The sequence below is a fragment of the Pontixanthobacter aestiaquae genome (assembly GCF_009827455.1).
Taxonomy (GTDB): Bacteria; Pseudomonadota; Alphaproteobacteria; order Sphingomonadales; family Sphingomonadaceae; genus Pontixanthobacter; species Pontixanthobacter aestiaquae.
In genome coordinates, this window is the sequence record NZ_WTYZ01000001.1 from 1,887,002 (window position 1) to 1,911,918 (window position 24,917).

Below are 24,917 nucleotides of genomic sequence, written 5' to 3' on the forward strand. Positions count from 1 at the left end.
CCCTCTCCCTCAAGGGAGAGGGCTTTAGTAGCGAAGTCAGCCTAAATGCCCAAAAGAACCGACATTTCCTCCATCCTCGTCATTGGCGCTGGCCCGATTATTATCGGGCAGGCGTGCGAGTTTGATTATTCCGGCACGCAGGCGATCAAGGCTCTGAAGGAGGAGGGCTACCGTGTCATCCTCGTCAATTCCAATCCGGCCACGATTATGACCGATCCGGAATTTGCCGATGCGACCTATATCGAGCCGATCACGCCCGAAATCGTCGCCAAAATTATCGAGAAAGAGCGCCCCGATGCGGTGCTGCCGACAATGGGCGGGCAAACGGCGCTGAACTGCGCATTGTCGCTCGAATCCATGGGTGTGCTGGAGAAATTCGGCGTCCAGATGATCGGCGCCGATGCCGAAGCCATCGACAAGGCCGAAGACCGCCAGAAATTCCGCGATGCGATGGACAAAATCGGCCTTGAAAGCGCGCGCAGCGGTGTCGCGCATTCGGTCGAGGAAGCGCAGGAAATCGTCAAACGCACCGGCCTGCCCAGCATCATCCGCCCCAGCTTCACTCTGGGCGGAACCGGCGGCGGGATCGCTTACAACAAGGCCGAGTTTGAGCGGATCGTCCGCGAAGGTCTGGAAGCCAGCCCGACCACCGAAGTTCTGATCGAGGAATCGTTGCTCGGTTGGAAAGAGTACGAGATGGAAGTCGTCCGCGACAAGGCGGACAATTGCATCATCATTTGCTCGATTGAAAATGTCGATCCGATGGGCGTGCATACGGGCGACAGCATCACCGTTGCCCCCGCGCTGACGCTGACCGACAAAGAATACCAGATCATGCGCAATGCCAGCATTGCTGTGCTGCGCGAGATCGGCGTCGAAACCGGCGGATCGAATGTGCAGTTTGCGGTCAATCCGGCGGATGGCCGCTTGATCGTGATCGAGATGAACCCGCGCGTTTCGCGGAGCTCGGCTTTGGCATCCAAAGCCACCGGTTTCCCGATTGCGCGCGTCGCGGCCAAGCTCGCGGTGGGCTATACGCTCGATGAAATTACCAACGAAATCACCGGCGCTACACCGGCTAGCTTCGAGCCTACCATCGATTACGTGGTTACCAAGATCCCGCGTTTCGCGTTCGAGAAGTTCAAAGGTGCCAAGGATGAACTGGCCACGGCGATGAAATCGGTCGGCGAAGTGATGGCGATCGGCCGCAACTTTCAGGAGAGTATGCAAAAGGCGTTGCGGGGGCTGGAAACCGATCTGGACGGCTTCAACCGCGTGACCGAGCTTGAAGGCGTCCACCGCGACGTTATCACCGGATCGCTGTCCAAACGCTCCCCCGACCGCATTCTGAAAGTCGCTCAGGCCTTCCGCGAAGGGATGAGTGTAGAGGATGTCAACCAGATCACTGGCTATGACACATGGTTCCTCCGCCAGATCGAAGCGATCATCGCGGCGGAGAAGGATATTTCGGAGAACGGCCTGCCAGGCGACGCAGCGGGACTGCGCAAACTGAAGTCGATGGGCTTCTCCGACAAACGCCTCGCCACATTGGCCGTGCGTTCGGTCGGCGTGGCAGGCGGCATGGGCGAAACCCAAGCGCGCCGTTCGGGCCTGCTCCACGACGCATTGCAAGCGATGGCGGGGGCGACGTCGGAAGAGGAAGTACGCGCGCTGCGCCGTAAACTCGGCGTTTTGCCGGTGTTCAAACGCATCGATAGCTGCGCCGCCGAGTTCGAAGCGATCACGCCTTATATGTATTCGACCTATGAGGCCCCGACCTTTGGCGAGCCCGAATGTGAGGCCATGCCGAGCGACCGGCGTAAAATCGTGATCCTCGGCGGCGGTCCGAACCGGATCGGGCAGGGCATCGAGTTCGATTATTGCTGCGTCCACGCCTGTTTCGCTCTGGCCGAGGCTGGTTTCGAAACAATCATGGTCAACTGCAATCCCGAGACAGTCTCGACCGATTATGACACTTCCGACCGCCTCTATTTCGAGCCGTTAACAGTTGAGGATGTTCTCGAAATCCTCCGCGTTGAACAGCAATCGGGCGAGTTGGTCGGTGTTATTGTCCAGTTCGGCGGCATGACCCCGCTGAAACTGGCGCAGGCGCTGGAAGATGAAGGTATTCCAATCCTCGGCACCAGCCCGGATGCAATCGACCTCGCCGAAGATCGTGAGCGGTTTGCAAAACTGGTCAATACGTTGAAACTCAAGCAGCCCGAAAACGGCATCGCCTATAGCCGCGACGAGGCAGCCGCGGTGGCATCCTCCATCGGCTATCCGGTGCTGCTGCGCCCATCCTACGTTCTTGGCGGGCGCGCGATGGAAATCGTCGACAGCGAAGCGCAGCTCGACGACTACATCAAAACCGCAGTGAACGTTTCGGGCGACAGTCCTGTGCTGGTTGACCAGTATCTGCGCGATGCGATTGAATGCGATGTCGATGTGATTTGCGATGGCGAGCAAGTGGTTGTCGCGGGTGTAATGCAGCATATCGAGGAAGCCGGTGTCCACTCGGGCGATAGTGCCTGCACTATCCCGCCCTATTCGTTGCCCGCAGACATCGTCACCGAAATGGAAGTTCAGGCTGAGGCACTTGCAAAAAGCCTTGGCGTTCTCGGCCTGATGAATGTCCAATTCGCGGTGAAAGATGGCGAGGTCTATCTGATCGAAGTCAATCCCCGCGCAAGCCGGACGGTGCCCTTTGTTGCAAAGGCAATCGGCCAGCCTGTCGCGAAAGTTGCGTCGCGCGTGATGGCGGGCGAAAAGCTCGATACATTCCCTGCATTCAAACGCGATCTGGATTATATGGCCGTGAAAGAGGCCGTGTTCCCGTTCGGGCGATTCCCGGGGTCTGATCCTGTTTTGACACCGGAGATGAAATCAACCGGCGAAGTCATGGGCATCGACCGAGATTTCCCGACAGCATTTCTGAAATCGCAGCTTGGGGCAGGGGTCACTTTGCCCGAAAGCGGCGTTGTGTTTGTGTCCGTCAAAGAAGGCGACAAGCCTATCATCGTCCCGGCGGTCAAAACGCTGGTCGATTGCGGCTTCACGATTATCGCAACGGGCGGCACGCAGCGCTATTTGAGCGAGCAAGGTCTGCCAGTGGAACGCGTCAATAAAGTCGCCGAGGGTCAGCCGCATATCGTCGATAGAATGATCGATGGCGAGGTCGCTCTGGTGATCAACACGACCGAGGGTTGGCAGAGTATGATCGACAGCAAATCGATCCGCGCAACGGCGCTGGAAATGAAGATTCCTTACTACACCACCGCCGCCGCATCGTTGGCCACGGCAGAGGCAATTCGTCTGGTGAAGCCCGCTACGCTTGAAGTACGCTCGCTTCAGGACTATTATAGCTGAGAAACAGACGACTTTTCCCGACATTCAATCCGGTATCAGCCGCTCCTGATGGGGCGGCTCGGCGCTGAATTGTCTTTCGGTTCAGGTCTTTAGATAAGATTGAGAGTTACGATGGATAAGGTTCCAATGCTTGCCGAGGGCTATGAAAAGCTCACTACGGAACTCAAGGCTTTGCGCGATGAGCGCCCGAAAATTGTCGATGCGATCGAAGAAGCGCGCGCGCATGGCGACCTTTCGGAGAACGCCGAGTATCACGCGGCGAAGGAACGTCAGGGCCAGGTAGAGGCTATGATCGGCGATATCGAGAGCAAGGTAACCCGCGCTCAGATTATCGATCCAAAGACCCTGTCAGGTGACCGGGTTGTGTTTGGCGCGACCGTTACGCTGCTCGATGAACATGATAAACCGGTCAAATACCAGATCGTTGGTGAAACCGAGGCTGAAGCAGCTAAGGGCCGTATTTCTTACAGCTCACCGCTTGGCCGAGCCCTGATCGGCAAAGATCTGGGTGATGAAGTTGAAGTGACGGTCCCGTCAGGCGACAAATTCTACCTGATCGAGAAAATCCAGTATATTTGAATTGCGGTGGGAGCTCCTGCGAAGGCGAGAGCTTCAGCCAGATGGGCGTGTCGCTAGCGACGTGAGACCCCAATCTTCGTTGGGGATCACGGCAAGCTCTTCTCCATCGCGTAATTATGGATCGGCACCGATTGGCCGTCATGGTCGATTGTGAAGTCGCGCCGTTTTGTCACGACATATCCGGCGCGTTCAAAAGAGGGGCGGGCGAGTGCGCTGGCCTCGGTGTACAGCTTGGCTAAACCGCAAATCAGCGCTTGGTCTTCAGCTGCCCGCAGCAACCCGTCGGCCAATCCCTGACGCGTGTGATCCGGATGGCAGTAGAGCATATCCAAATGCCCGTCGGGTTCGAGCAGCGCATAGGCGGCGGCCTTGTCGTCCGTATCGACCGCTACGAAAACCATATGCCCCGACCGCACGCGTTCGCGCAGCCGCTCCGCCGAATCATGACGGCCGGCCCACGCGTTAACTTGCGCTCGTGAGTATCCTGCAAGACCAATTGTTGTGATCGCGGCCAGCGTCAGCTCGTGGAGCGTCTCTACATCGCTATCGGCATAGGCGCGAATCCGATACTTCATCGGAGGTTTAGAGTGCGTCGGGCGTTAACAGCTTATGCAGCGGGACAATGACATATTTCATTTCGGCATCGTCGACTGTGCGCTGGGCGTTGCCGCGCCATGCTTCGACTGCATTGTCATAGTCGCTGAATACACCAACAACATGCACGCTTTCCGGGTCTTGGAATTCCACGCTGCGCGGATCGGACACTTTGCCGCCCATTACGAGGTGCAGTTTCTGTTTGAATTCGGTCTCTTCCATGATCGGAACCTTTATCAACTGGGGAGCTATGCCGCGCGCAATAAAGAAAATGGCGCGGCAGGCAAGCCCGCTACGCCATTCCTTTGATCGATTGGACCGGTGTTATGTGCGGGCGCGAGAGCGCAGATCGCGGATCGAGCGACCGGCTTTCTTCCCTGCGTTACGAGTCATTGATTTCGCCGCTGCTGCAGTGTTGCCGCTAATGAAAGACGCTTTCCGCTTTGCGGCACCGGCATTGTCATTGATGGCATCGCCGATGTCTTTGATAGTGTCCTTACCTGTTTGTGCTGCTTCGGTCGCGGCATCGAACAGGCCAGTGGCATATGCGGCACCGAGCTCGGCCGCATAGCTCGCAAACTCATTAACCTTGGAGCCAGCGGCTCGGCCTGCGCGGCGACCAGGCTTGGTCATCGCACCGATTGCGAGGCCAAGCACAGCAACGCCCGCTATTGTCGCCAATGGGTGCAGCTTCACGAAATCTGTTGCGGTTTCCGACGCCTCGCGCGCCATTTGACCAAGTGTGCGCTCTTCATTGCGCTGCTCTGCCGCTTCGATCTTGGCTTTCAATTCGGCTCGTTTGGTGTCTGTGTTTGTGGTGCTGGACATGGGGGTCTCCTGCTAGATTTCGTCTGTGGGTTCTACTGCTTGGGGTAACGTATCTTCGCCGTTTGCCTCTTCGTCGCTGAATAATTCCATGATCGGATTGCGAGCAAACCAAAGGAACACTGCGGCTACAAGCGCGAGAAGGGCACCCTTATTGCTGTCCGCCACCTCAACGGCTTCCTCAAAGACATCCGTTGCTCCTTCGGACATTCGGGTCGCAAGCCGTGCACCAACGCCCTTCATGCCTATGTCGGTCTTCAGATGGCTGAGATCAGCTTTGACCAATGCCAGCGCCGCGTCGCGCAAATTGCGATCTTCGCGCAATTGTCGTTCCAAGCGCCGGCTCATGCGTCATCGTCCTTAAAGGCCCGCGCTGCTTTGGAAAATCGCTTCTTGGCCATAAGGCCGAAGACCGCAGTTCCAAGTAGCAACGCCCCAACGACCGCCAACATTGCCCAAAGCGGTCCGATCACCGGTGCCAGAACAATTATACCGCCAACTACCAAGCCGATCAGGGCAAGATGGAGAAATGCGAGCGCGGCGAAAACAAAGCCGATCCCCGATTTACCATTGCCGACCGCGAACGAGAACCGCGTTTTTTGATACGCCAACTCTGCTTCGACATAGGTCTTGCCGTCGTCGATCAGCGCATTGACGTCGTCAGCCAAAGACCGCTCAGGTGGAGGATCGAGTTGTTCGATCTCTTCGATAGAGGGGTCCTGCCGGCGATCATCATCACCGGGCAGGTCATCATTCAGCATCAATACCAGTCCCCCCGCGAGGCGCGTTTAGCGGCGACCGCCAAAAAGGCGAGCGACCAGAAAGCCGACAACGGCGGCGATGCCAATAGCGGTGCCCGGACTCTTACGCACTGCTTCGCGCGCATCTTCGCCCAGTTCTTCGACGCTTTTGTTATCGAGCTTGGCTGCTGTTTCCTGCAGGCTGCGCGACGTTTTGCGCGCGTAATCACCATATTTTTCGCCAAGTTTCTCGTCGACGACTTCGGCGCTGTCAGAGATGATCTTGCCGAGCGACGCGATACCGTCGCTGGTTTTCGCTTTGGCTTCGACAGCCAGTTCGCCAGCGCGCTCTTTCGCTTCGCCAGTCCAGTTTTCAGATTTGTTCTTGGCCTGATCGCGATAGGCAACAGCACGCGAAGATGCTTCGTCTTTGAGCGCAGCAGCGCCCGCTTTTGCTTCTTCAAGCGCAGCGTTGAAGCGTGTTTTTGCTTCTACAGTCGCGTCAGCCTTTGGTGCAGCTTTTGTTTTTGCGGCAGGTGTCTTAGTCGCCGCTTTCTTTTTCGTGGTGGTTCCGGTTTTGGTGGTAGCCATTATGTGTTTCCTCAGCTTAGTCATTTGCTGGTTAGCAGCCGCGCATACGGTTTCTAACCCTTCTATGTTGCAACGCAACTTGCGCGGTTTTGTTCCGGCGCATAAAGCCCGCGCAATCACATTACTCATGATCGATATGGTGGTGTGTTAGCGAATTACAACACCACTCGCCACGGAGCCTGTAAAAATGACCGCAATTCTCGACATTCATGGCCGCGAAGTTCTCGACAGCCGGGGCAATCCTACGGTTGAAGTCGATATCCTGCTGGAAGACGGGAGTTTCGGACGGGCAATGGTCCCGTCCGGCGCGTCAACAGGCAAGTACGAGGCAGTCGAGCTGCGCGACGGTGATAAGGGGCGCTATCTCGGGAAAGGCGTGACCAAAGCAGTCGAGGCGGTAAATGGTGAGATTTCCGATACGTTGCTCGGCCTCGATGCAGAGGATCAGCGCGATCTCGATATGGCTATGATCGATCTGGACGGCACCGACAACAAAAGCCGCCTTGGCGCAAATTCGATCCTTGGAGTGAGTATGGCGGTGGCAAAAGCCGCTGCGGCGGCGCGCGGTATGCCGCTGTGGGCCTATATCGGCGGCGTTTCGGCGCATGTTCTGCCAGTACCGATGATGAATATCATCAATGGCGGTGAACACGCTGACAACCCGATCGATATTCAGGAATTTATGGTGATGCCGGTAGGCGCCGATAGCTTGGCCGAAGCCGTCCGTTGGGGCTCCGAGATTTTCCATACGCTGAAGAAAGGTCTGTCGGATAAGGGCCTAGCGACTGCTGTTGGAGACGAGGGCGGCTTCGCGCCCGATCTTGCCAGCACCCGCGATGCTCTCGACTTTATCATGGCGTCAATTGAGAAAGCCGGCTTCAAACCGGGTGTCGACGTTGCGCTCGCACTTGATTGTGCATCGAGCGAGTTCTTCAAGGATGGGAAGTACGAGATATCCGGCGAGGGCAAGTCCCTCTCACCGGCGCAGATGGCCGATTATCTCGCTGAACTGTGCAATGATTATCCTATCCGTTCCATCGAGGACGGGATGGATGAGGATGATTTCGAAGGCTGGAAAGCTCTGACCGATTCCATCGGCGATAAAGTACAACTGGTCGGCGACGACCTGTTCGTGACCAACCCGGCACGCCTCAGCATGGGCATCGAAAAAGGCCTGGCCAATTCGCTGCTGGTCAAAGTCAACCAGATCGGCACGCTCACGGAGACACTCGAAGCCGTCGAAATCGCGCACCGCGCCGGTTACACCTCGGTCATGTCACACCGCTCGGGTGAAACTGAAGACGCAACAATCGCCGATCTCGCAGTCGCAACCAATTGCGGCCAGATCAAAACCGGCTCGCTTGCGCGCTCGGATCGGTTGGCGAAATATAACCAGCTTATCCGGATCGAGGAAGATCTGGGCGCCAGCGCGAAATACGCCGGAGCGGCCTGTTTCGGTTGAAAGGCTGGTTGCACTATGTGCTGTTGATCGACTTTAGCCCGCCAATATCGGCAAACTCTGCCATTTCGGGTATTCGGCTGAACGCAATTTTTACGCCTAGATAATTCAGGTCGATCGTGCTTTGCGAAGCAAGGATCACCTTGGCCATGCCGTAACGCTGGTTCAGTCTGTCGATCCGCTGCCACATCTCTGCTTCGCAGGCATCACGGCTATCCTGTTCCTCAGGAATGAAAAGGTCGGGCTCAGGAGGGGACGCTTTCAGACCGAAAAGGTAAACCGATACCAGTTTGAGTGCCTTTTTGGTAGCATTCAGGCGTAAACCGGCAATAATTGGTTCCCAGCTTTGATTTAATGCGTTCAACAACCGCCAGCTGTTTTGCGTTGCACGAACAGGGATGTCTTGGCTAATGGCTCCCTCCGGATACAGCCGTATCCCGATATGTAGTCCCGTGGCATGTAGATTATAATGCCGCAGTCGGCTCGCCGCTTTTAGTAAAAGTGCGCGGGCCACAATCCGCGCATTATCCGGGTTTCGGTCTTTCCCGCCAAGAACCCTGCTGTGGCCGATCATCCGCTTGTCTCCCGGTTCCGGGATAATGGGCAAGTCATATCCGTGCAATCCGTATAGAAAACGTTCGCCAGCTACCGATCCCCATATGCGCCGTGCATGGCGAGGTTCGATGTTCCACAAGGAATAAAAATCGGCAATTCCTGCTTGCATGAGGCGGCGCTCAATCCCGGCACCAATACCAGGAATGGCGCGCAGCGGCAGATCGCGCAGTGCACTCGGCAAAGATGTCAAAGGCAGAGCAATCAAGCCGTTGGGCTTTTCAAGGTCGCTGGCCAGCTTGGCCAAGGCAGGGCTGGGTGCCAAACCGATAGAACACCGGATTGCGGGGCCAAAGCGGCGGAAAATGCCGTGTTTGATTTCGCGTGCTTTGGCTTTTGCCTGCGCTATTGGCCACTCTTCACGGCTCAGGCGGCACAGACATTCATCTATTGAATGGACGCGTGTGATCGGAAGGTGCTGGCAGATTTCTTTCATCAACTGAATGTGTAATTCGACATAACGGTCATGGCGCGCTGGCCGAATGGCGATATTGGGGCAAAGTTTACGCGCATCGATAACCGATGTTCCGCGGGAAATACCCAGTTTCTTCGCTTCATAACTCGCAGCGATCGCGCCGCTATGCTCCGAAGCCAGTGGTGTTACAATAACGGGATGCCCGACCAGTGAAGGGTCATCGTACTGCTCCACGCTAGCAAAATAGGCGTTGAAGTCGATAAACATGTACCGCACAAGCTTGGGTGAAGGCGGAAGTTTGAACGCCTCTTGCTTATGCGCTTTATGTGATTTGGTGTCCTCATACATCGGAACATAATAAGAACAAATGAAGTTTTGGGAAGCCGTTTATACTCAGAAAAGTGTTAGGCAAACTTTGCTTGCAGATTCAGCAGCGCAAGTGCGGCCTTTGCTGCCTCGCCGCCTTTGTCGAGTTGCGACGGGTCTGCACGGACGATGGCTTGCTGTTCGTTCTCGGTGGTCAGGATACCATTGCCGATAGCCATGCCGTCCATGGTCAATGCCATGATGCCGCGAGCGCTTTCACCCGCGACGATTTCAAAGTGGTAAGTCTCGCCGCGAATGACCACGCCGATGGCGACATAGCCGGCATATTGCTGGCTCTCGATCGCGAGAGAAATGGCGCCGGGGATTTCCAGCGCGCCTGGTACGGTCAGGACATCAACCTCATGCCCTGCATCCTCCAGAGCCGCACGCGCTCCGGCAATCAGCATTTCGTTGAGATGATCGTAAAACCGGGCTTCGACAATCAGGAACCGCGCCATTGAATAACACTCCGCAAATGATGTTGCGGAGCGCGTTAGACGCGGTTGCCGGTCAAGGGAAGGGAATGGTGGACCCTGTTGGGATCGAACCAACGACATTCTGATTAAGAGTCAGACGCTCTACCAACTGAGCTAAGGGTCCATTCGCCTTTTGCGAGGCAATTCCGAATCGCTACCGTGATACGGAGCGCTGCATATAGTCGCTGTTCTCCGCTTGGGAAGGGCTAGCAGGGTTATTGCTTCAGGCTGCCTCGTCAAAATGCTGCGCTTTGACGGCGATATGATCGCGCAAGGTGGCCAGTATGGATCATGATCAACCGATACCGACGCGAGTCCGCTCACGGTTCCAGCGATTGACCATCATCAACGCGCCAATGCAGAGCATATTGGTCAGCATCGATGATCCGCCATGACTCATGAAGGGCAAGGGAATGCCGACGACGGGGGCAAAGCCCATGACCATCAGCAGATTGATGGCAATGTAGAAGAACATCGTCGCAACCATTCCTGCGGCAAGGAGTTTTGAGAAGCGATCCTCGGCTCTTTTTGCTACCCGAAGGCCCCAGCTCAGAATGAGTCCGAATGCAATCAGTACGAATATCCCGCCAAGAAAACCCCATTCTTCAGCCATGGTCGCGAAGACAAAGTCTGTGTGCGGCTCTGGCAGATAGTTAAGGTGGCTTTGCGATCCTTCATTGAAGCCTTTGCCTGAGAAACCGCCGGATCCAATGGCAATTTTAGATTGGGTGATGTGATAGCCCGAACCAAGTGGATCGCTCTCCGGATCCAGAAAAGTGGTCACGCGGCGTTGTTGATATTCTTTAAGGCCGAAGAAGTAGAGCAGTGGGACTGCCGCTGCTCCGGCGACACCCGCCCCAACAAACCAGCGCATTGGCAGGCCCGCAAGGAACATCACCACGACGCCGCAAAAGGCAATCGCCAGCGATGTTCCCAAATCAGGTTGGAGAAGCACGAGTGCGACAGGCATGCCAATAAGCACCCCGGCAGGAATAACCGCTCGCCAGCTTTCAATCATACCGTCCGGTAAAGTGCCGTAAAACTTTGCAAGGACGAGCACGATTGCAGGCTTCATCAACTCCGATGGTTGGAGGCGCATGAAGCCCAGATCGAGCCAGCGTTGGCTTCCGCCGCCCATTGCACCGACTGCTTCGACCCCGACCAGCATCACAAGTATCAGGCCATAGATAGGATAGGCGAGGAACCGCGCTATATCCCGGGTAAACAGGGTCAGCACTGAAGCGATGACCAGGCAAGCGCCAAAGCGGATCAAATGAGAGGATGCAAACGGCTGAAAGCTGCCTCCACCGGCAGAGAACAGGACAGCAGCGCCGAATGCGACCAACAGAAACAGCGGAATCAGCATTGCCCAAGGTTGGCGGGCGATGGGGGCTGGAATGATCGAGTTCACGGCGTCGCCTCCGGAGCACCATCAGGTAACTCAGCATCAGGCGGAGGCCCGCCGGACTGGACGGGGTTGGGACGAGGTGCGATCGCATCGCTGGCGATAGCTTCGGATTGGGCGGCTGCTATACGCGCTTCGGCCTCAACCTGTTCAAAGATGTCTTCGTCGCGCTTGGGACGAGCGACGACCTGCTCGCCTCTGCTGGAGGCATAAGCGGCGTATTTCGCGTCGAGACGCTCTTGCGCGGTGCCGCCCCATTGCTGCTCCATCGCACGAAGGGCGTCCATGCCTTTCGCAGGATCAAACAGGAAGGTCATTACGTCCCGCGCGATTGGATAAGCTGCGGCCGAGCCGCCACCGTGCTCGATCACGACGGCACCGGCATAGCGCGGTTTTTCGACGGGCGCGAAGAATACAAACAGTCCGTGGTCACGATATTTCCAAGGGCCTGTGCGACCATCCGATACGCTCAGGGATACAACTTGCGCGGTTCCTGTTTTGCCAGCCATTTGAATGTCAGGGAAGGGGAGCTTGCCTCGACCTGCGGTGCCGGGGCCGTTCACGACATCGCTCATCGCTTGGCGGATATACGCAATTTCCTCATCGTTGAAGTTGTAGCTAGCCGGTTTCGGGGTTTGGCCATCGAGTATCAACCGTGGATTGAGTATTTTGCCTGTTGCCAGACGTGCACTCATGACCGCCAGCTGCAGCGGGCTTGAGAGGTAATATCCCTGTCCGATCGACGCGTTTACAGTATCAAATGAAGCCCACTCGCGCCCATATTTTTCCAGCTTCCAAGCCGGGTCGGGCACTGTGCCGAAGAATTGGCTTGTGACAGGTAGCGGGTACTGTTTACCGAGGCCTAGTTCGCGGGCCATGTTGGCAACCGTATCGAAGCCCACTTGCTGGGCAAAGTGATAGAAATAGCTGTCGCAGCTTTGATAGATCGCCTTGGCCATATCGACCGTGCCGTGATTGCTCCAGCAATTGAAGAAACGGTTTCCGATCCTCCGCCCGCCGCCGCAGACAATTGTTTCGTTCGGGTCTATGCCTTCCTTCAGGAACGACATGCAGTGCATCGGCTTAACGGTCGATCCGGGCGGGTAGAGACCTTTCAGAACCTTGTTGCGCAGCGGAACACGGTCATCCTCTCGCAGCATCGCATATTCGATACTTCCAATTCCGTCGGAGAAAGAATTGGGATCAAAGCTCGGCATTGAGGCCATGCACAGAAGATCGCCGGTCTCGCAATCCATGACCACGACCGATCCGGATTCCAGACCAATGCGCCGCGCTGCATAATCTTGCAGCGGGCCATCAATAGTCAGTTTGACCGGATTACCCTGAATATCTTGCCTTGTGTCGAGGTCACGAATGATCCGGCCCGAAGCGGTGACTTCGACGCGCCGCGCACCGGGAACCCCGCGCAATTCCTGTTCAAACTGCTTCTCCAAACCGTCTTTCCCGATTTTATATCCGGGTGTGACGAGCAGGGGATTGCGGTCGATCTCATACTCTTCCGCAGACGCAGGGCCGACATATCCGATCAGATGCCCGACTGAAGCACCTGTAGGATAGTAACGTGAGAAACCGCGTTGAGGCACTACTCCGGGTAGATCAGGCAGCCGCACACTGATTGCCGCGAACTGATCGAAGGTCAGGCCGGTATCGACCTCTACAGGCTGAAACCCGCGCACATCTTGCACAGTCGCTTTCAGATCCAGCACGCGCCCGGCATTCAGGCCTAACAGGTCGCCGAGCCTGTCGATGGTCTTATCGGGATCGGGCATCCGCTCGGGAATAATGTCGACGCGGAAGTCCGCGCGGTTTGATGCCAGCGGTGCGCCATTGCGATCCAAAATCCAGCCACGACGCGGCGGGATCAACGTCAGATTGACGCGGTTGCTTTCGGATTCGACCTTGTATTTCTCATTCTCGGCGATCGCGATGTAGCCCATGCGCGCAGCAAGCAGCAGGCCGACTCCGCCGCCGACAGCACCGACGACGAAGCTACGCCGGTCATATCGGTTCTTGAGAGTGGTGGAGTTGATCGGCATCCGGTTGCGCTTAATACGAGCCATTAGCGGATGGTCCTGACGCGCATCAATCGTAACCTGTCCAAACGTGCCACCATCCGTGCGATCATCGGATAGATCAGCACCGACAGCAAAATTTGCGGTAATAAAGCGAATGCGCCCGCCCAGCCAAGATCAGCGCCGGACAGCACCGCAGCAGCAACAACATAGCTTGAACTTGCGACGGCAACTGCCATCCAATCCTGGATAAAACTGCGCCAGGGAAACCGCACATCCACCGCTTCGATCACCAACATTGCCATCGACCATAGAAGAATAGCCGATCCGAATGGCTGACCGCTGAACAGATCGTCACACAGGCCAAGAGGAAAGCCGATCCAGACCGGAAACAGTCCCGGACGCACCACGCGCCAACCGATCAGCATCAGAAATCCGAGCGGCGGCATCAATGGCAGCGCCGTCGCAATCGGAATATTGGCGATGATCGATCCCAACAAGATGGTGAACGTCGGTACAGTGTAGGCTAGTACCGGAGAATGCGCGCGGTTGATCCGGCTCCCATATTCGTCACGCCGAGCATGGGGATTGAGCCGATCCATCACTGTGAGCCGGTTTCGGTAAGCGGGGTGCTATCCGGCGTTTTTGAGGCGATCAATGCCTCGGGCTGCCAAATCGGTTCGACAGAGACGAAATCGGTCGCCGCCGGATCGCTGATGATGCGCGCGATGGCTCCATCATCCACGATTTCCGAAATAATGGCGACCGCAATGCCCGGGCGGTAATACCCACCGGTTCCACTGGTCACCATGACATCACCCACTTCCAAGGGATTGATACCAAGATTGATAAGCCGGATTTGCAGCAATCCATCGCCGCGCCCTTCAGCAAAAGCGACGACGTCTTCACGAGCCAGGCGAACGGGCAAAACACTCTGGCTGTCTGTGAGGAGCAGCACCCGCGACGTGCTTGATGCGACTTCAAGAATACGGCCAACAACGCCGCGCTCGCTGCGCACCGGCATACCCACCTCGATACCGTCGCTAGCGCCCGCACCGATATAGCCAAAGCGGCGCGTACTGGCAGCAGTTGAGCCGATGAACTTAGTAACCGCAAGCGGCTCGATATCCTGCTGTGCCAGACCAAGCAGTGCCTTCAGGCGAGCATTTTCCTGTTCAACCGCTTTGGCTTCTTTCAGACGGATGCGCGCGATTTCCACTTCGCGCTTTAGCTCGGCATTCTGGCTTCCTGCTTGGAGATAACCTGAAATCGAGGCGATTAATCCCTGACCGCCAGTGCGCACTTCTGCCGACGCCGTGCCAACGGGTTCAACCACGTCTTGGGCCACGCCGCGCGGTCCATCGAAACTCGCTGGCCGCCACAGAGACAATCCGAGAAGCACAGCACCGATCAGCGCGCCTATCCCGGCGAGCACATAGCCTGTGAAAACCCCGTATTGTGCCCGACGCGAATTGCTGGAGCGCCGGTTGGAAGACGCCATGGCGGTTCTCCCCTAGGTGCTTATGCCGTCATCAAGACGCCGCGATAGATCGGATCTTCCATTGCCCGGCCCGTGCCGATTGCAACGCAGGACAGCGGATCTTCAGCTATGCTCACAGGCAGGCCGGTCTCTTCGCGAAGATGCTCGTCAAGGCCGCGTATCAATGCGCCGCCGCCGGTTAGCACGATACCCTGATCGACAATATCGGCGGCAAGCTCTGGGGCGGTGTTCTCGAGTGCGATACGCACACCTTCGACAATCGCGCCAATCGGTTCGGCCAAGGCTTCTGCAAGATGCGCCTGATTGATTGTAATCTCTTTCGGCACGCCGTTGACCAGGTCGCGGCCTTTCAGCGTGATCGTTTCACCAATCCCGTCTTCGGGCACAATAGCGACGCCGTAATCTTTCTTGATCCGCTCGGCAGTGGACTCACCGATCAACAGATTGTGATGCCGGCGTACATAGGAGACGATGGCTTCGTCCATCTTATCTCCGCCAGTGCGGACGGACGTGGTGTAAGCAAGACCGCGCAGTGACAGGACAGCAACCTCGGTCGTTCCGCCGCCAATATCGACAACCATGGAACCGACCGGCTCGGTCACCGGCATATCCGCACCAATCGCTGCAGCCATGGGCTCCAGGATAAGGAACACTTCTGAAGCACCAGCGTTACTGGCCGCATCGCGGATCGCGCGTTTTTCTACCGATGTCGATCCCGAGGGCACACAAATCGTAATCTCGGGATAGCGAAACATTGTGTTCCGGCCGTGAACCTTCTTGATGAAATGCTTGATCATTTCCTCGGCGATTTCAATGTCCGCGATAACGCCGTCGCGCAGCGGGCGGATTGCTTCGATACTGTCGGGCGTCTTGCCCATCATCATCTTCGCTTCGTCACCAACGGCCTTGACCTTCTTGAAACCGCCGATGGTTTCCATGGCCACAACCGATGGCTCATTCAGGACAATGCCCTGATCCTGAACGTAGACCAGCGTGTTCGCAGTGCCGAGATCGATGGCCATGTTTTGCGCGCGAAATTTGAAGAGGTTCGAGAAGAAGCTCATTGGGGGTCAATTCCGTATAGTTTTGGGGCCTTCACCGCACGAAGCTGCGGCAGTTGCGACCCATTTATGACAGGGATGCGGTCCCCTTAACGAATGGCGGCAGAAAAGGCCAAAAATTTATGCACTTCTTGCACCAGTTTTTTCACCGTCAAACTCGAATTCAGGCCACTTCATCGCTAGGGCTCGGGAATGCCCGAAATTCGCCGCCTTCCTGAAGCGTTAGTTAACCGTATTGCCGCCGGTGAAGTGGTAGAGCGACCGGCTGCCGCGCTGAAGGAATTGGTCGAGAATGCGATTGATGCGGGGTCGTCACGAATCGCGATTACAATCATTGATGGCGGGCTCTCGCGGATCGAAGTGACGGATGATGGCTGCGGCATGTCTCCGGATCAAATGGATCTGGCGCTGGAACGACATGCGACCTCGAAGCTGCCCGATGAAGAGATTGAGCAGGTTACTACGCTGGGCTTTCGCGGAGAGGCTTTGCCCTCGATTGCGAGTGTCGCGCGTTTCTCGCTCGAAAGCAGGCCGCGCGATGCGGAACAAGGCTGGCGCAAAGTGGTCGATCATGGTGATTTGGTCGAAGACAGCCCGGCTGCTCTGCCTCCGGGAACACGCGTTCAGGTGGAGAACCTCTTTGGCAAGGTGCCCGCGCGGCGCAAGTTTCTGAGGACGCCTCGCAGCGAGTATGGTGCTTGCCTTGATGTCGTTCGGCGCCTCGCAATGGCGCGGCCCGACATTGCGATTTCGTTCGCGCATGGTGACCGCAAGGTATTATCGTTGCAGGCCAATGAAACAGTCCAAACGCGAGTGGCCGAGATTATCGCGCGCGAACTTGCCGATAATGCGGTCTTGATTGATCTGGAACGTCCTACGGCCAGCGGAGCGATGCGCTTGACCGGTGTTGCTGGCTTACCGACCTACAATCGCGGCGTCGCGGACCATCAGTACCTTTTCGTCAATGGTCGCCCCGTCAAGGATCGTCTGCTTACCGGGGCCGTGCGCGGAGCTTATGCGGACATGTTGGCGCGGGATCGCCATGCGGTATTGGCGCTATTCCTCGATATCCCTGCCGAAGACGTCGATGTGAACGTCCATCCGGCAAAGACCGAAGTGCGCTTCCGCGATAGCCAAGCCGTGCGCGGCTTCATCGTCTCGGGTTTGCGCCAGGCTCTCGCAACTGGTGATCGCCGCAGCGCGCAATCACCAGACGCCGGGGCCATGGGCCGTTGGCAAAGCGAACCTGCGCGCGAAGAGCCGTCACCTGCGCTGCGATCCATATTCGAAGGCCGCGATTGGGCGCAGAGCAAGCCTTCGTATCTTGCTGAAACAGCGCAAGCCTATCGCGGCGATGACCAAGCCTTGGCCGCGCCGCAGGGTCGGGCCGAAATCGCAGAAGCACTGCCTGAAGGTGCTGAACAATACCCACTCGGCATCGCGCGCGGGCAAGTGGCTAATACCTATGTCGTCGCAGAGGCGGCCGACGGTCTGGTAATCGTCGACCAGCATGCCGCGCATGAACGTCTGGTGCTCGAACGCCTGCGTGCCGCTGGCGCGGAAGATGCGATCAAGCGCAGCCAGGCGCTGCTGATGCCTGAAGTCGTCGAACTCGAAGAAGTCGATTGCGACCGCCTTGAAGACGCTATCGACAAAGTGGCCGAACTTGGTCTGGTGATCGAACGCTTTGGCCCGAACGCAATGCTTGTTCGCGCGGTGCCGCACGCGCTGGGTAAAGCTAATCCTCACAAGCTGCTTCAGGACATCGCCGACGATATAGCCAAACATGGTGATGCGATCCTGCTAGGCGAGAAGCTAGACCTCGTCCTCGCGACAATGGCCTGTCACGGATCGGTGAGGGCAGGGCGCACCCTCACCGTCGCCGAAATGAATGCACTCCTGCGCGAAATGGAACGCACCCCGCGTTCGGGGCAATGCAATCATGGTCGGCCAACATGGGTGAAGCTGTCGATGGACGATGTCGAAAAGCTATTTGGGCGACACTAACCGTTAAGGATCTGCAATGCTGAAAAAGATATTGATAGTGATCGGAGCATTGCTTGCGATTGGTGCGATCGTGCTCGCATTTGTTCTGGTGCCTGCGCATTTGCAAATCCGCGATGTCGAGCCGGAACTACCCACCAAAGCAGAGCTACTCGCGCTCGCCGACAGTCCGGATGGGCCGACAAAGATCAGTTATTTTCGAACTTCGACCCAGAATTCTGCTGATCGGTCGCTGACCCATTCGACTTTCGTAGTCGAATGGGAAGACGGCAAAATTCTCCTGATTGACCTCGGCATGGATGCAGCCGTCGCAGTCGAATTCGGCGCGTTGTTCGAAACGATTGCTGGTGCCGACCCGGCGGTTCCTCTTGGAACGGTTCCTGAAATCATGGGCGATGATCTGGACCGAGTCCAAGGCGTGGGCTTCACCCACCTTCATCTCGATCATGTCCAGGGTATCGAGCCCATCTGCGCGGCACGATCGGGTGCTGTGTCTGTTCTCCAAACGCCGGAACAGAAATCAACGCATAATCTGCATACACAGGAGCAGGCGGACATGCTCGCCGGTAGCGCGTGTGTGACCCAGATCGAGCTGGCAGATGGCAGCCGGACAACGGATCAATTCCCGGGAATCGGTATCTATCCGCTCGGCGGCCATACGCCGGGCAGCACGATGTTCGCCATTCCTGTCGATGGAAAGCTGTGGCTCCTGACCGGAGACATTTCGAACGTGCAAAGCGATCTACTCAATGATCGCGGCAAGGGCTTCATCTACAGTTATTTAATGGTGCCGGAAAATGTTGATCGCTTGGCAATGCTCAGGCCCTGGTTGATAGACCTGAACAATGATCCCATGATTACAGCACTCGTTTCGCATGACGGAAAAGCACTGGCTGACAGCGGGCTGGAGCAATGGCAGCGGTCAGCCCAACAGTAAAAACCCTCACGCTGCACGGGTAAGGACACCCCTTTAGTCGAGCGGGGCTTCCTGGTCGCGAACCCTGATCAGACCGTTGGAAATCATTTCCAGTACCACCTCGCCATTCTGGTTGAACGTCTTCAGTTGCGACTTGAAGATGCCCATTTCCGGACGCGATTTGCTGCGGCGCTTCTCGAGGATTTCGGACTCCATGCGGAGTGTGTCGCCAGGGTAAACGGGCTTCTTCCAGCGCAATTGATCGACGCCCGGAGAACCAAGGCCCGCTTGTTCGCGATCTTTCATATTCTCGACCATCATCCGCATGCTCATTGAGCATGTATGCCAACCACTGGCCGACACGCGGCCGAAATGCGTCTTAGCAGCGGCTTCATCGTCGAGATGGAACGGCTGCGGGTCAAAGCTTTCCGCGAACTGCAACACCTCTTCTCGTGTCACTTCATAATGCCCGAAAGCGTGGATCGAGCCGACTTCAATATCTTCAAAATAGAGCATGGGTCGGCTCTAGCGCTCTAGAGGACATAACGAAACAGCATCCAGACCGCCATGGCAACCATCGCTATATTCTCGCTGAGCGATATGAAACCGAGCGGCACGTTCGCGCTGCCGCCAACACAGGCGCATTTGATATCGCGTTTCTGGATATAGACCGCGTAGATCACCGATATCGCTCCGATCATGCCGATAGTGAAGGCTATCGGAATCGACAGCCATGGCAACAAATGCCCGGCCATAAGAATGGCGGCGAGCGCTTCGAGATAGGGATACGCATAGCTGTACGGCACATATCGTTTCGCGAGCAGATCATAGCCGAGAAACATGCTGGAGAATTTTTCGACATCCTGCAGTTTGAGCATGGCCAGCATGGCCATCGAAAACGCAACGAACCATTCTGCAGTGCGCACCGTTAACGCGGTGCCATAGCTGAACATGCTGAGAGATGCGGCTAGCGCCAATCCCACAGCAAAAAGGACCAGTACAGGACGGTAGCTTGTCGCATTCGGGTCCTTCACAGGCTTGCCGAACTTCTCCCGCAAATCTGTATATCCCCCGATCCGCTGGCCATCGATAAATGTCTGCGGTGTTGTTTCCACCCCATGCGCAGCCTTGATCGCATCGACCTCTTCTCGCGATGTAAGGTGATGATCCTCAACCGTAAAGCCGCGGCGTTCCAGAAGAAATTTGGATTTGATACCGTATGGACAGACGTGCTCGTCCATCACCATTCTGTATAATTTGGCGGTATTGTTATTCTTGCTCATGCTCTGAAGCTGGGGATTCCTTCATCGCTATCAAGATCAGGTATGACGCGATAACGGGCAAGAACCAGACTAAACAAACCGAAGACGAGCAAGCCTATGGCAGTGACCGAGAAGATCATGCCTTCGCCGGCAAGTGAGGCAAGGGCATCGCCCAGAGTTTTGACCTGTTCAGCGCCGCTCGACATGAAGCCGGCCTTGAACAACGACCAGCCAATGACCGCATAGACAACGGCCCGTGCAGAATAACCGAACCCGCCAAGCCAGCGTGTCGCTTGTGGCGCATCGCTGCTGATCCGGTGCATGAATTCGCCAACGAAACCCTTTTTGGCCTGAAAGAATGCAGTCGCGAAAAAGGCAATGCCGAGCAAGCCCAGTACCACGCCGCCAAATTCGACGGAGAGAACACCCGCTGCCGCAGCCTGCGCACCGCCGCCAGAGGCGCTTCCGCTATTGGCGAACTGATACGCAGTGTACGCCAGTGCCAGGTGGCCAATTCCGCTACCGGCATGACCAATCCGTTTGGCCCAACCTTTCTTGTCCGAACCGTTATTTTCGATATCGAAGAAAGTGGAGGCGAAGCGAAACAGCGCGTAACCGAAAAGCCCGAGCGTCATCAGCCATAGAATTGCAGTCGCAGCAGGAATATCTTCCACTGCCTGAAAAATTCCATTGGTTCCTTGACTGATCCTTCCCGCACTTGTGAGCGCAATCAGTCCGAGGACCACATACAAGATCGCGCGGCTGAAATAGCCAAGCCGAACCAACCAGCCAAATTTTTCGGACTTATCGACCATAGAATATTCCCCTGTTGTGATTGCCGTAACGCGGCAACGGGAGAAAGGTGCCGAAAGTGGCTTGGATAAATATCAAACGTTGAATTTGAAGTTCAGAATATCCCCATCTTGTACGAGGTAGTCTTTGCCTTCTTGCCGAAGCTTACCAGCCTCGCGCGCACCCGCTTCGCCATTCGAGGCAATGTAATCCTCATAGGCGATAGTTTCGGCCTTGATGAAGCCACGCTCGAAATCGGTGTGAATTTCACCGGCAGCTTGCGGTGCTTTCGCGCCTTTAGGGAAGGTCCAAGCGCGCGCCTCTTTCGGACCAGCAGTGAAGTAGGTCTGCAGCTGAAGCAGCTCGTAACCGGCACGGACAACACGCGCGAGGCCGCTTTCCTCAAGGCCGAGTTCGGCAAGATATTCGCCGCGATCTTCTTCTTCCATACCAACCAATTCGGACTCGATAGCCGCTGATACGACGACCGATTGTGCGCCCTCGGCAGCAGCTTTGGCGGCGACACGCTCCGACAGTGCATTGCCGGTAGCCGCTTCGTCTTCGGCGACGTTGCAAACATAGAGCACGGGTTTCGCAGTCAGCAACTGGGCCTGATTGAACAGGCGCTGTTCTTCGTCGTCTTTCGGCTCCGTTAAGCGAGCGGGCTTGCCATCGCGCAGGAGCTCCAGAGTCTGTCCCAGAACGCTCGCGAGGATCTTCGCCTCCTTGTCTCCACCAGTGGCCTTCTTCTCGGCCGCCGGCACGCGCTTTTCCAGGCTTTCCAGATCTGACAGCATCAGCTCGGTTTCGACCACTTCGGCATCCGCAATCGGATCGACCTTGTTGGCGACGTGCTGGATGTCGTCATCCTCGAAGCAGCGAAGGACGTGCACAATCGCATCGACTTCGCGGATATTGCCGAGGAACTGGTTGCCCAGACCTTCGCCTTGACTTGCGCCTTTGACGAGCCCTGCGATGTCGACAAATGCCAATTGGGTAGGGATGATCTTCGCGCTGCTCGCAATCGCGGCAATCTTGTCCAAACGCTCGTCCAGGACAGAAACCTGCCCGACGTTTGGTTCAATGGTACAGAACGGATAGTTCGCAGCCTGCGCGGCCTGCGTCTCTGTCAGTGCATTGAACAAGGTGGACTTGCCGACATTGGGCAGCCCGACGATCCCGCAACGGAAACCCATCGAAAACTCCGGTAAATAACTAAGGGGCGCCCTTTAGCGACGCGCCCCTTGCTTGACTAGCTATACGTTGTGGACCGCTTTGATCCACGGACCATAGGGCGTATCCCCAAGCCATCCGACTTGCGTCTTTGCAGACACTTCGTTGATCGCAATCTGCGGTTTGGCCCCCGGGTGCACTTCTTTACGCAGCGGACGGGTTCCGGCAGGCATCGCGATGATGTCCGCCATGGCGTTTGGCACATCCATGGGGTCGGTCGAGCCGCCATTGTTGGTACGCATGCGCAATTGTTCAACCAATGCTGAATAGCCGTTCAGGTGCTTCTCAGCCGCGCGATCGAGCAGTTTCTGCGTCAACGCATTGGCATTCGCCCAAATTTCAGTTGGATAGCCGCCTGGCTGAATGATGGTGACATCGATACCGTGCGGAACAAGTTCATACGCCAACTGCTCGCTCATGGCTTCCAGTGCGAACTTGGTCGGCGAATATTGCCCGAAGGCGGGGATAACCACGCGGCCAAGTTGCGAAGTGACGTTGAATATCTGGCCGGATTTGGCGGCGCGCATTCCAGGCAGAACGGCCCGCATCAGGCGCTGCGGTCCGTACACATTGGTATCGAACAGCAGTTTGGTGGCTTCCATGTCCTGAATTTCGACCGGGCCCGCGGTCGAAATACCCGCATTGTTGATGAGAACATCGATCGCACCGCCTGCAATTTTCTCCGCATCGGCAACGCCGGCAGCAACCTGCGCGTCGTCCAATACGTCGATCTCGATCACATGCAGATCGAGATCTTCGGCTTTGGCAAGAGCGTCAAGCTCGGTCGCTTCAGTGCGCGGAAGATTGCGCATGGTGGCGAAGACCTTCGCTCCTTTGCGGGCATAGTCTTCTGCAGCCAACCTGCCGAAACCGGATGATGTGCCAGTGATCAGGATAGACTTGCCCTGAAGGTTTGGCCCAGCCTTCATCACATCGCTTTGGGCATGTGCGGCCGCAGCGGCTAGAACAGTCGTGGCGGCTGCTCCGCCCAATAAGGCGCGGCGATTGATGTTCGGCATGAATTATCTCCTAGGTTTTCGCGATAGTAGCAGCTTATCCCTGCAAGCGAAGCGCAATATCGTTCATGAAACGCGGGCCGTCACCTTTGGCGAGCCAATCGGCCTCCGATCCAATCGCGCCCAACATATCGATGAGCATCGGCTGTTCTGCCTTCGCATAATTGCCGAGAACATAGCCATGGACGCGGTCCTTATGCCCCGGGTGCCCAATACCTATGCGCACACGGCGGTAATCGGAGCCTAGATGCTTATCGATACTGCGCAGGCCATTATGTCCCGCATGGCCGCCGCCATGCTTCACTTTGATCTTGAACGGATCAAGATCGAGTTCGTCGTGAAACACGGTAAGGGCATCCAGATCGAGCTTGTAGAAGCGCATCGCTTCCCCGACCGAGCGGCCACTTTCATTCATATAGGTCGCAGGCTTCAGCAGCAGGACTTTCTCACCGCCGATCCGGCCTTCCTGGGTCCAGCCCTGGAATTTCTTCTGGATAGGTGCGAAGCTGTGCATCTCGGCAATGACGTCCATCGCCATAAAACCGATATTGTGCCGCTGCATCGCATGCTGCGGTCCGGGATTTCCAAGGCCTGCCCAAATTTGCATGGGTGCGCGGTAGAGCGGTTTGGTTTGGGCCTCAAGCGGGGAGGGGAGTCTTTTGTTTTGGACTCTGCGGGCGCGAGGCATCCGCCTCGCTTGCTTCCTCGCATAAGCTCGGGCGGCCGGTCGGCCTTGCGGTCCGCTGGTCGCTGACCGAACCATTCCAAGCCATTGAACCAAAACCTGTTCTTGGTCGCGGCAGCCAAAGCGCGACCGCGCGCCGCCGTTAGGCGTAGCCTAGCCGACGAATGTCGGCGCCCGGCGCTTGAGGCCTAAGCAAACAACAAAAAAACGCCGGCCACACTTTCGTGGGCCGGCGCGTTTTGTTTGGCTGTGACGCCAAGATCAGCCTTCGCTGTTCTCTTCGCCTTCACCTTCGCCGTCGGTGCCTTCAGCTTCTTCACCTTCTGCACTGTCTTCGCTGCCCTCAGTCTCGTCATCCTGAGATTTCAGAGCTGATGGAGCAACGAGCGTTGCGATGGTGTAATCGCGATCGGTAATCGCGCTTTCCGAACCTTCAGGCAGCTCGATGCTGCTGATGTGGATCGAGTCGCCAACTTCCTTGCCGGTAACGTCGATTTCGATTTGATCCGGGATTTTGTCCGAAACACAGACGAGCTCCAGCTCGTGACGGACCACGTTGAGAACGCCGCCTTTTTTGAGGCCGGGGCTTTCTTCCTGATTGACGAATACAACCGGAATCTGGACTTCGATCTTCGCGTCTTTCGACAGGCGCAGGAAGTCGGCGTGTGTTGGCACGTCGGTTACGGGGTGGAAGGACACATCCTTTGGCAGGACGCGAACGCTCTTTCCGTCTACTTCGATCATAACGATCGAGTTCATGAAGTGGCCGGTCATCAACTGACGAACCAGTTCCTTTTGCTCGACGTGGATCAGTGCGGGTTCTTCCTTGCCGCCATAAATAACAGCAGGAATCCGGTTGTCGCGACGCAGTGCACGGGAGGCTCCCTTGCCAGCCCGTTCGCGCGTCTCAGCCGGCAGTGTAAGAGCTTCGCTCATGGTATGTGCCTTTCGAAATGCATTAAAAAGATAACATCCGCCCTACG

At 56.6% G+C, this 24,917-nt stretch carries 25 protein-coding genes and 1 tRNA gene; 5 read left to right on the plus strand and 21 right to left on the minus strand.

Annotation, left to right across the window (positions count from 1 at the left end; all coding sequences use genetic code 11):
- Positions 1-45: 45 nt before the first annotated feature.
- Both carB and greA read left to right on the plus strand, forming a co-directional pair.
- Positions 46-3,369, plus strand: a complete 3,324-nt coding sequence (gene carB, locus GRI35_RS09020) for a carbamoyl-phosphate synthase large subunit (protein ID WP_160613852.1) — start codon at positions 46-48, stop codon at positions 3,367-3,369.
- A 111-nt stretch (positions 3,370-3,480) separates the two neighbouring features.
- Positions 3,481-3,948 carry a transcription elongation factor GreA gene (gene greA / locus GRI35_RS09025; protein WP_160613853.1) on the plus strand — a complete coding sequence of 156 codons (468 nt, stop codon included), beginning with the start codon at positions 3,481-3,483 and terminating at the stop codon, positions 3,946-3,948.
- Between the two features lie 86 nt (positions 3,949-4,034).
- Here the strand turns inward: greA and GRI35_RS09030 are convergent, their stop codons facing one another.
- The 6 genes from GRI35_RS09030 to GRI35_RS09055 all read right to left on the minus strand — a co-directional run bounded on the left by GRI35_RS09030 (position 4,035) and on the right by GRI35_RS09055 (position 6,698).
- On the minus strand, positions 4,035-4,523 hold the full coding sequence (locus GRI35_RS09030) for a GNAT family N-acetyltransferase (protein WP_160613854.1): 489 nt from the start codon (positions 4,521-4,523) through the stop codon (positions 4,035-4,037).
- Positions 4,524-4,530: 7 nt separating this feature from the next.
- Positions 4,531-4,764: a DUF4170 domain-containing protein gene (locus tag GRI35_RS09035; RefSeq protein ID WP_160613855.1), complete on the minus strand. Its 234-nt coding sequence runs from the start codon at positions 4,762-4,764 to the stop codon at positions 4,531-4,533.
- 102 nt (positions 4,765-4,866) lie between these two features.
- A complete protein-coding gene (locus GRI35_RS09040; protein WP_160613856.1) occupies positions 4,867-5,370 on the minus strand; it encodes a hypothetical protein in 504 nt (167 codons plus the stop codon).
- A 12-nt stretch (positions 5,371-5,382) separates the two neighbouring features.
- A complete protein-coding gene (locus GRI35_RS09045; protein WP_160613857.1) occupies positions 5,383-5,715 on the minus strand; it encodes a hypothetical protein in 333 nt (110 codons plus the stop codon).
- The gene (locus GRI35_RS09050) at positions 5,712-6,128 is read right to left on the minus strand and encodes a phage holin family protein (RefSeq protein WP_160613858.1); all 417 of its coding nucleotides are present in this window, start codon (positions 6,126-6,128) and stop codon (positions 5,712-5,714) included. Before GRI35_RS09050 ends, GRI35_RS09045 begins: the two co-directional genes overlap by 4 nt.
- A 27-nt stretch (positions 6,129-6,155) precedes the next feature.
- Complete coding sequence (locus GRI35_RS09055) at positions 6,156-6,698, minus strand: hypothetical protein (RefSeq protein ID WP_202390535.1); 543 nt, start codon at positions 6,696-6,698, stop codon at positions 6,156-6,158.
- A gap of 187 nt (positions 6,699-6,885) precedes the next feature.
- On the opposite strand from GRI35_RS09055, the gene eno reads away from it, so the two are divergent.
- Positions 6,886-8,160, plus strand: coding sequence for a phosphopyruvate hydratase (gene eno, locus GRI35_RS09060; RefSeq protein ID WP_160613859.1), 1,275 nt, complete (start codon positions 6,886-6,888; stop codon positions 8,158-8,160).
- 13 nt (positions 8,161-8,173) lie between these two features.
- Here the strand turns inward: eno and GRI35_RS09065 are convergent, their stop codons facing one another.
- From GRI35_RS09065 to GRI35_RS09100, 8 genes are all read right to left on the minus strand, one after another.
- On the minus strand, positions 8,174-9,451 hold the full coding sequence (locus tag GRI35_RS09065) for a Y-family DNA polymerase (protein WP_160613860.1): 1,278 nt from the start codon (positions 9,449-9,451) through the stop codon (positions 8,174-8,176).
- Positions 9,452-9,588: 137 nt separating this feature from the next.
- A complete protein-coding gene (gene ribH, locus GRI35_RS09070) occupies positions 9,589-10,008 on the minus strand; it encodes a 6,7-dimethyl-8-ribityllumazine synthase (RefSeq protein ID WP_160613861.1) in 420 nt (139 codons plus the stop codon).
- A gap of 66 nt (positions 10,009-10,074) precedes the next feature.
- Positions 10,075-10,150: transfer RNA gene (locus tag GRI35_RS09075), tRNA-Lys, on the minus strand.
- A 171-nt stretch (positions 10,151-10,321) separates the two neighbouring features.
- Complete coding sequence (gene rodA / locus GRI35_RS09080; protein WP_160614834.1) at positions 10,322-11,392, minus strand: rod shape-determining protein RodA; 1,071 nt, start codon at positions 11,390-11,392, stop codon at positions 10,322-10,324.
- A 41-nt stretch (positions 11,393-11,433) separates the two neighbouring features.
- A complete protein-coding gene (gene mrdA, locus GRI35_RS09085) occupies positions 11,434-13,512 on the minus strand; it encodes a penicillin-binding protein 2 (protein WP_160613862.1) in 2,079 nt (692 codons plus the stop codon).
- Positions 13,512-14,066: a rod shape-determining protein MreD gene (gene mreD / locus GRI35_RS09090; protein ID WP_160614835.1), complete on the minus strand. Its 555-nt coding sequence runs from the start codon at positions 14,064-14,066 to the stop codon at positions 13,512-13,514. Before mreD ends, mrdA begins: the two co-directional genes overlap by 1 nt.
- Positions 14,066-14,965 (minus strand): rod shape-determining protein MreC, encoded by a 900-nt coding sequence (gene mreC / locus GRI35_RS09095; RefSeq protein ID WP_160613863.1) that lies wholly within the window; start codon positions 14,963-14,965, stop codon positions 14,066-14,068. Before mreC ends, mreD begins: the two co-directional genes overlap by 1 nt.
- 20 nt (positions 14,966-14,985) lie before the next feature.
- Positions 14,986-16,029, minus strand: a complete 1,044-nt coding sequence (locus GRI35_RS09100; RefSeq protein ID WP_160613864.1) for a rod shape-determining protein — start codon at positions 16,027-16,029, stop codon at positions 14,986-14,988.
- Between the two features lie 189 nt (positions 16,030-16,218).
- Here GRI35_RS09100 and mutL point away from each other — a divergent pair, with 189 nt between their 5' ends.
- Positions 16,219-18,033, plus strand: a complete 1,815-nt coding sequence (gene mutL, locus GRI35_RS09105) for a DNA mismatch repair endonuclease MutL (protein ID WP_160613865.1) — start codon at positions 16,219-16,221, stop codon at positions 18,031-18,033.
- Positions 18,034-18,049: 16 nt separating this feature from the next.
- The gene (locus GRI35_RS09110) at positions 18,050-18,967 is read left to right on the plus strand and encodes an MBL fold metallo-hydrolase (RefSeq protein ID WP_160613866.1); all 918 of its coding nucleotides are present in this window, start codon (positions 18,050-18,052) and stop codon (positions 18,965-18,967) included.
- Positions 18,968-19,000: 33 nt separating this feature from the next.
- Here GRI35_RS09110 and GRI35_RS09115 read toward each other — a convergent pair whose 3' ends face one another.
- From GRI35_RS09115 to GRI35_RS09145, 7 genes are all read right to left on the minus strand, one after another.
- Entirely contained in the window at positions 19,001-19,462 is a 462-nt protein-coding gene (locus GRI35_RS09115; RefSeq protein WP_160613867.1) for a MaoC family dehydratase, read from the minus strand.
- Between the two features lie 17 nt (positions 19,463-19,479).
- A complete protein-coding gene (locus GRI35_RS09120) occupies positions 19,480-20,229 on the minus strand; it encodes a MauE/DoxX family redox-associated membrane protein (protein WP_160613868.1) in 750 nt (249 codons plus the stop codon).
- Complete coding sequence (locus GRI35_RS09125) at positions 20,226-21,023, minus strand: DUF1206 domain-containing protein (RefSeq protein ID WP_160613869.1); 798 nt, start codon at positions 21,021-21,023, stop codon at positions 20,226-20,228. Before GRI35_RS09125 ends, GRI35_RS09120 begins: the two co-directional genes overlap by 4 nt.
- Before the next feature lie 72 nt (positions 21,024-21,095).
- Positions 21,096-22,196, minus strand: a complete 1,101-nt coding sequence (gene ychF, locus GRI35_RS09130; RefSeq protein ID WP_160613870.1) for a redox-regulated ATPase YchF — start codon at positions 22,194-22,196, stop codon at positions 21,096-21,098.
- Between the two features lie 60 nt (positions 22,197-22,256).
- The gene (locus tag GRI35_RS09135) at positions 22,257-23,252 is read right to left on the minus strand and encodes an SDR family oxidoreductase (protein WP_160613871.1); all 996 of its coding nucleotides are present in this window, start codon (positions 23,250-23,252) and stop codon (positions 22,257-22,259) included.
- A gap of 34 nt (positions 23,253-23,286) precedes the next feature.
- Entirely contained in the window at positions 23,287-23,856 is a 570-nt protein-coding gene (gene pth / locus GRI35_RS09140; RefSeq protein ID WP_160613872.1) for an aminoacyl-tRNA hydrolase, read from the minus strand.
- 339 nt (positions 23,857-24,195) lie between these two features.
- A complete protein-coding gene (locus GRI35_RS09145; protein ID WP_160613873.1) occupies positions 24,196-24,870 on the minus strand; it encodes a 50S ribosomal protein L25/general stress protein Ctc in 675 nt (224 codons plus the stop codon).
- Between the last annotated feature and the right edge of the window lie 47 nt (positions 24,871-24,917).

Coding starts and splice junctions, on each gene's coding strand:
- GRI35_RS09055 (WP_202390535.1), bottom strand. CDS start 6,698: ATGGCTACCACCAAAACCGGAACCACCACGAAAAAGAAAGCGGCGACT.
- ribH (WP_160613861.1), bottom strand. CDS start 10,008: ATGGCGCGGTTCCTGATTGTCGAAGCCCGGTTTTACGATCATCTCAAC.
- GRI35_RS09115 (WP_160613867.1), bottom strand. CDS start 19,462: ATGCTCTATTTTGAAGATATTGAAGTCGGCTCGATCCACGCTTTCGGG.
- GRI35_RS09110 (WP_160613866.1), top strand. CDS start 18,050: ATGCTGAAAAAGATATTGATAGTGATCGGAGCATTGCTTGCGATTGGT.
- greA (WP_160613853.1), top strand. CDS start 3,481: ATGGATAAGGTTCCAATGCTTGCCGAGGGCTATGAAAAGCTCACTACG.
- rodA (WP_160614834.1), bottom strand. CDS start 11,392: ATGCTGATTCCGCTGTTTCTGTTGGTCGCATTCGGCGCTGCTGTCCTG.
- mreD (WP_160614835.1), bottom strand. CDS start 14,066: ATGGATCGGCTCAATCCCCATGCTCGGCGTGACGAATATGGGAGCCGG.
- GRI35_RS09145 (WP_160613873.1), bottom strand. CDS start 24,870: ATGAGCGAAGCTCTTACACTGCCGGCTGAGACGCGCGAACGGGCTGGC.
- ychF (WP_160613870.1), bottom strand. CDS start 22,196: ATGGGTTTCCGTTGCGGGATCGTCGGGCTGCCCAATGTCGGCAAGTCC.
- GRI35_RS09135 (WP_160613871.1), bottom strand. CDS start 23,252: ATGCCGAACATCAATCGCCGCGCCTTATTGGGCGGAGCAGCCGCCACG.
- eno (WP_160613859.1), top strand. CDS start 6,886: ATGACCGCAATTCTCGACATTCATGGCCGCGAAGTTCTCGACAGCCGG.
- GRI35_RS09100 (WP_160613864.1), bottom strand. CDS start 16,029: ATGAGCTTCTTCTCGAACCTCTTCAAATTTCGCGCGCAAAACATGGCC.
- GRI35_RS09040 (WP_160613856.1), bottom strand. CDS start 5,370: ATGTCCAGCACCACAAACACAGACACCAAACGAGCCGAATTGAAAGCC.
- GRI35_RS09045 (WP_160613857.1), bottom strand. CDS start 5,715: ATGAGCCGGCGCTTGGAACGACAATTGCGCGAAGATCGCAATTTGCGC.
- GRI35_RS09030 (WP_160613854.1), bottom strand. CDS start 4,523: ATGAAGTATCGGATTCGCGCCTATGCCGATAGCGATGTAGAGACGCTC.
- GRI35_RS09065 (WP_160613860.1), bottom strand. CDS start 9,451: ATGTTTATCGACTTCAACGCCTATTTTGCTAGCGTGGAGCAGTACGAT.
- GRI35_RS09050 (WP_160613858.1), bottom strand. CDS start 6,128: ATGCTGAATGATGACCTGCCCGGTGATGATGATCGCCGGCAGGACCCC.
- pth (WP_160613872.1), bottom strand. CDS start 23,856: ATGCAAATTTGGGCAGGCCTTGGAAATCCCGGACCGCAGCATGCGATG.
- GRI35_RS09125 (WP_160613869.1), bottom strand. CDS start 21,023: ATGGTCGATAAGTCCGAAAAATTTGGCTGGTTGGTTCGGCTTGGCTAT.
- mreC (WP_160613863.1), bottom strand. CDS start 14,965: ATGGCGTCTTCCAACCGGCGCTCCAGCAATTCGCGTCGGGCACAATAC.
- GRI35_RS09035 (WP_160613855.1), bottom strand. CDS start 4,764: ATGGAAGAGACCGAATTCAAACAGAAACTGCACCTCGTAATGGGCGGC.
- mrdA (WP_160613862.1), bottom strand. CDS start 13,512: ATGGCTCGTATTAAGCGCAACCGGATGCCGATCAACTCCACCACTCTC.
- carB (WP_160613852.1), top strand. CDS start 46: ATGCCCAAAAGAACCGACATTTCCTCCATCCTCGTCATTGGCGCTGGC.
- mutL (WP_160613865.1), top strand. CDS start 16,219: ATGCCCGAAATTCGCCGCCTTCCTGAAGCGTTAGTTAACCGTATTGCC.
- GRI35_RS09120 (WP_160613868.1), bottom strand. CDS start 20,229: ATGAGCAAGAATAACAATACCGCCAAATTATACAGAATGGTGATGGAC.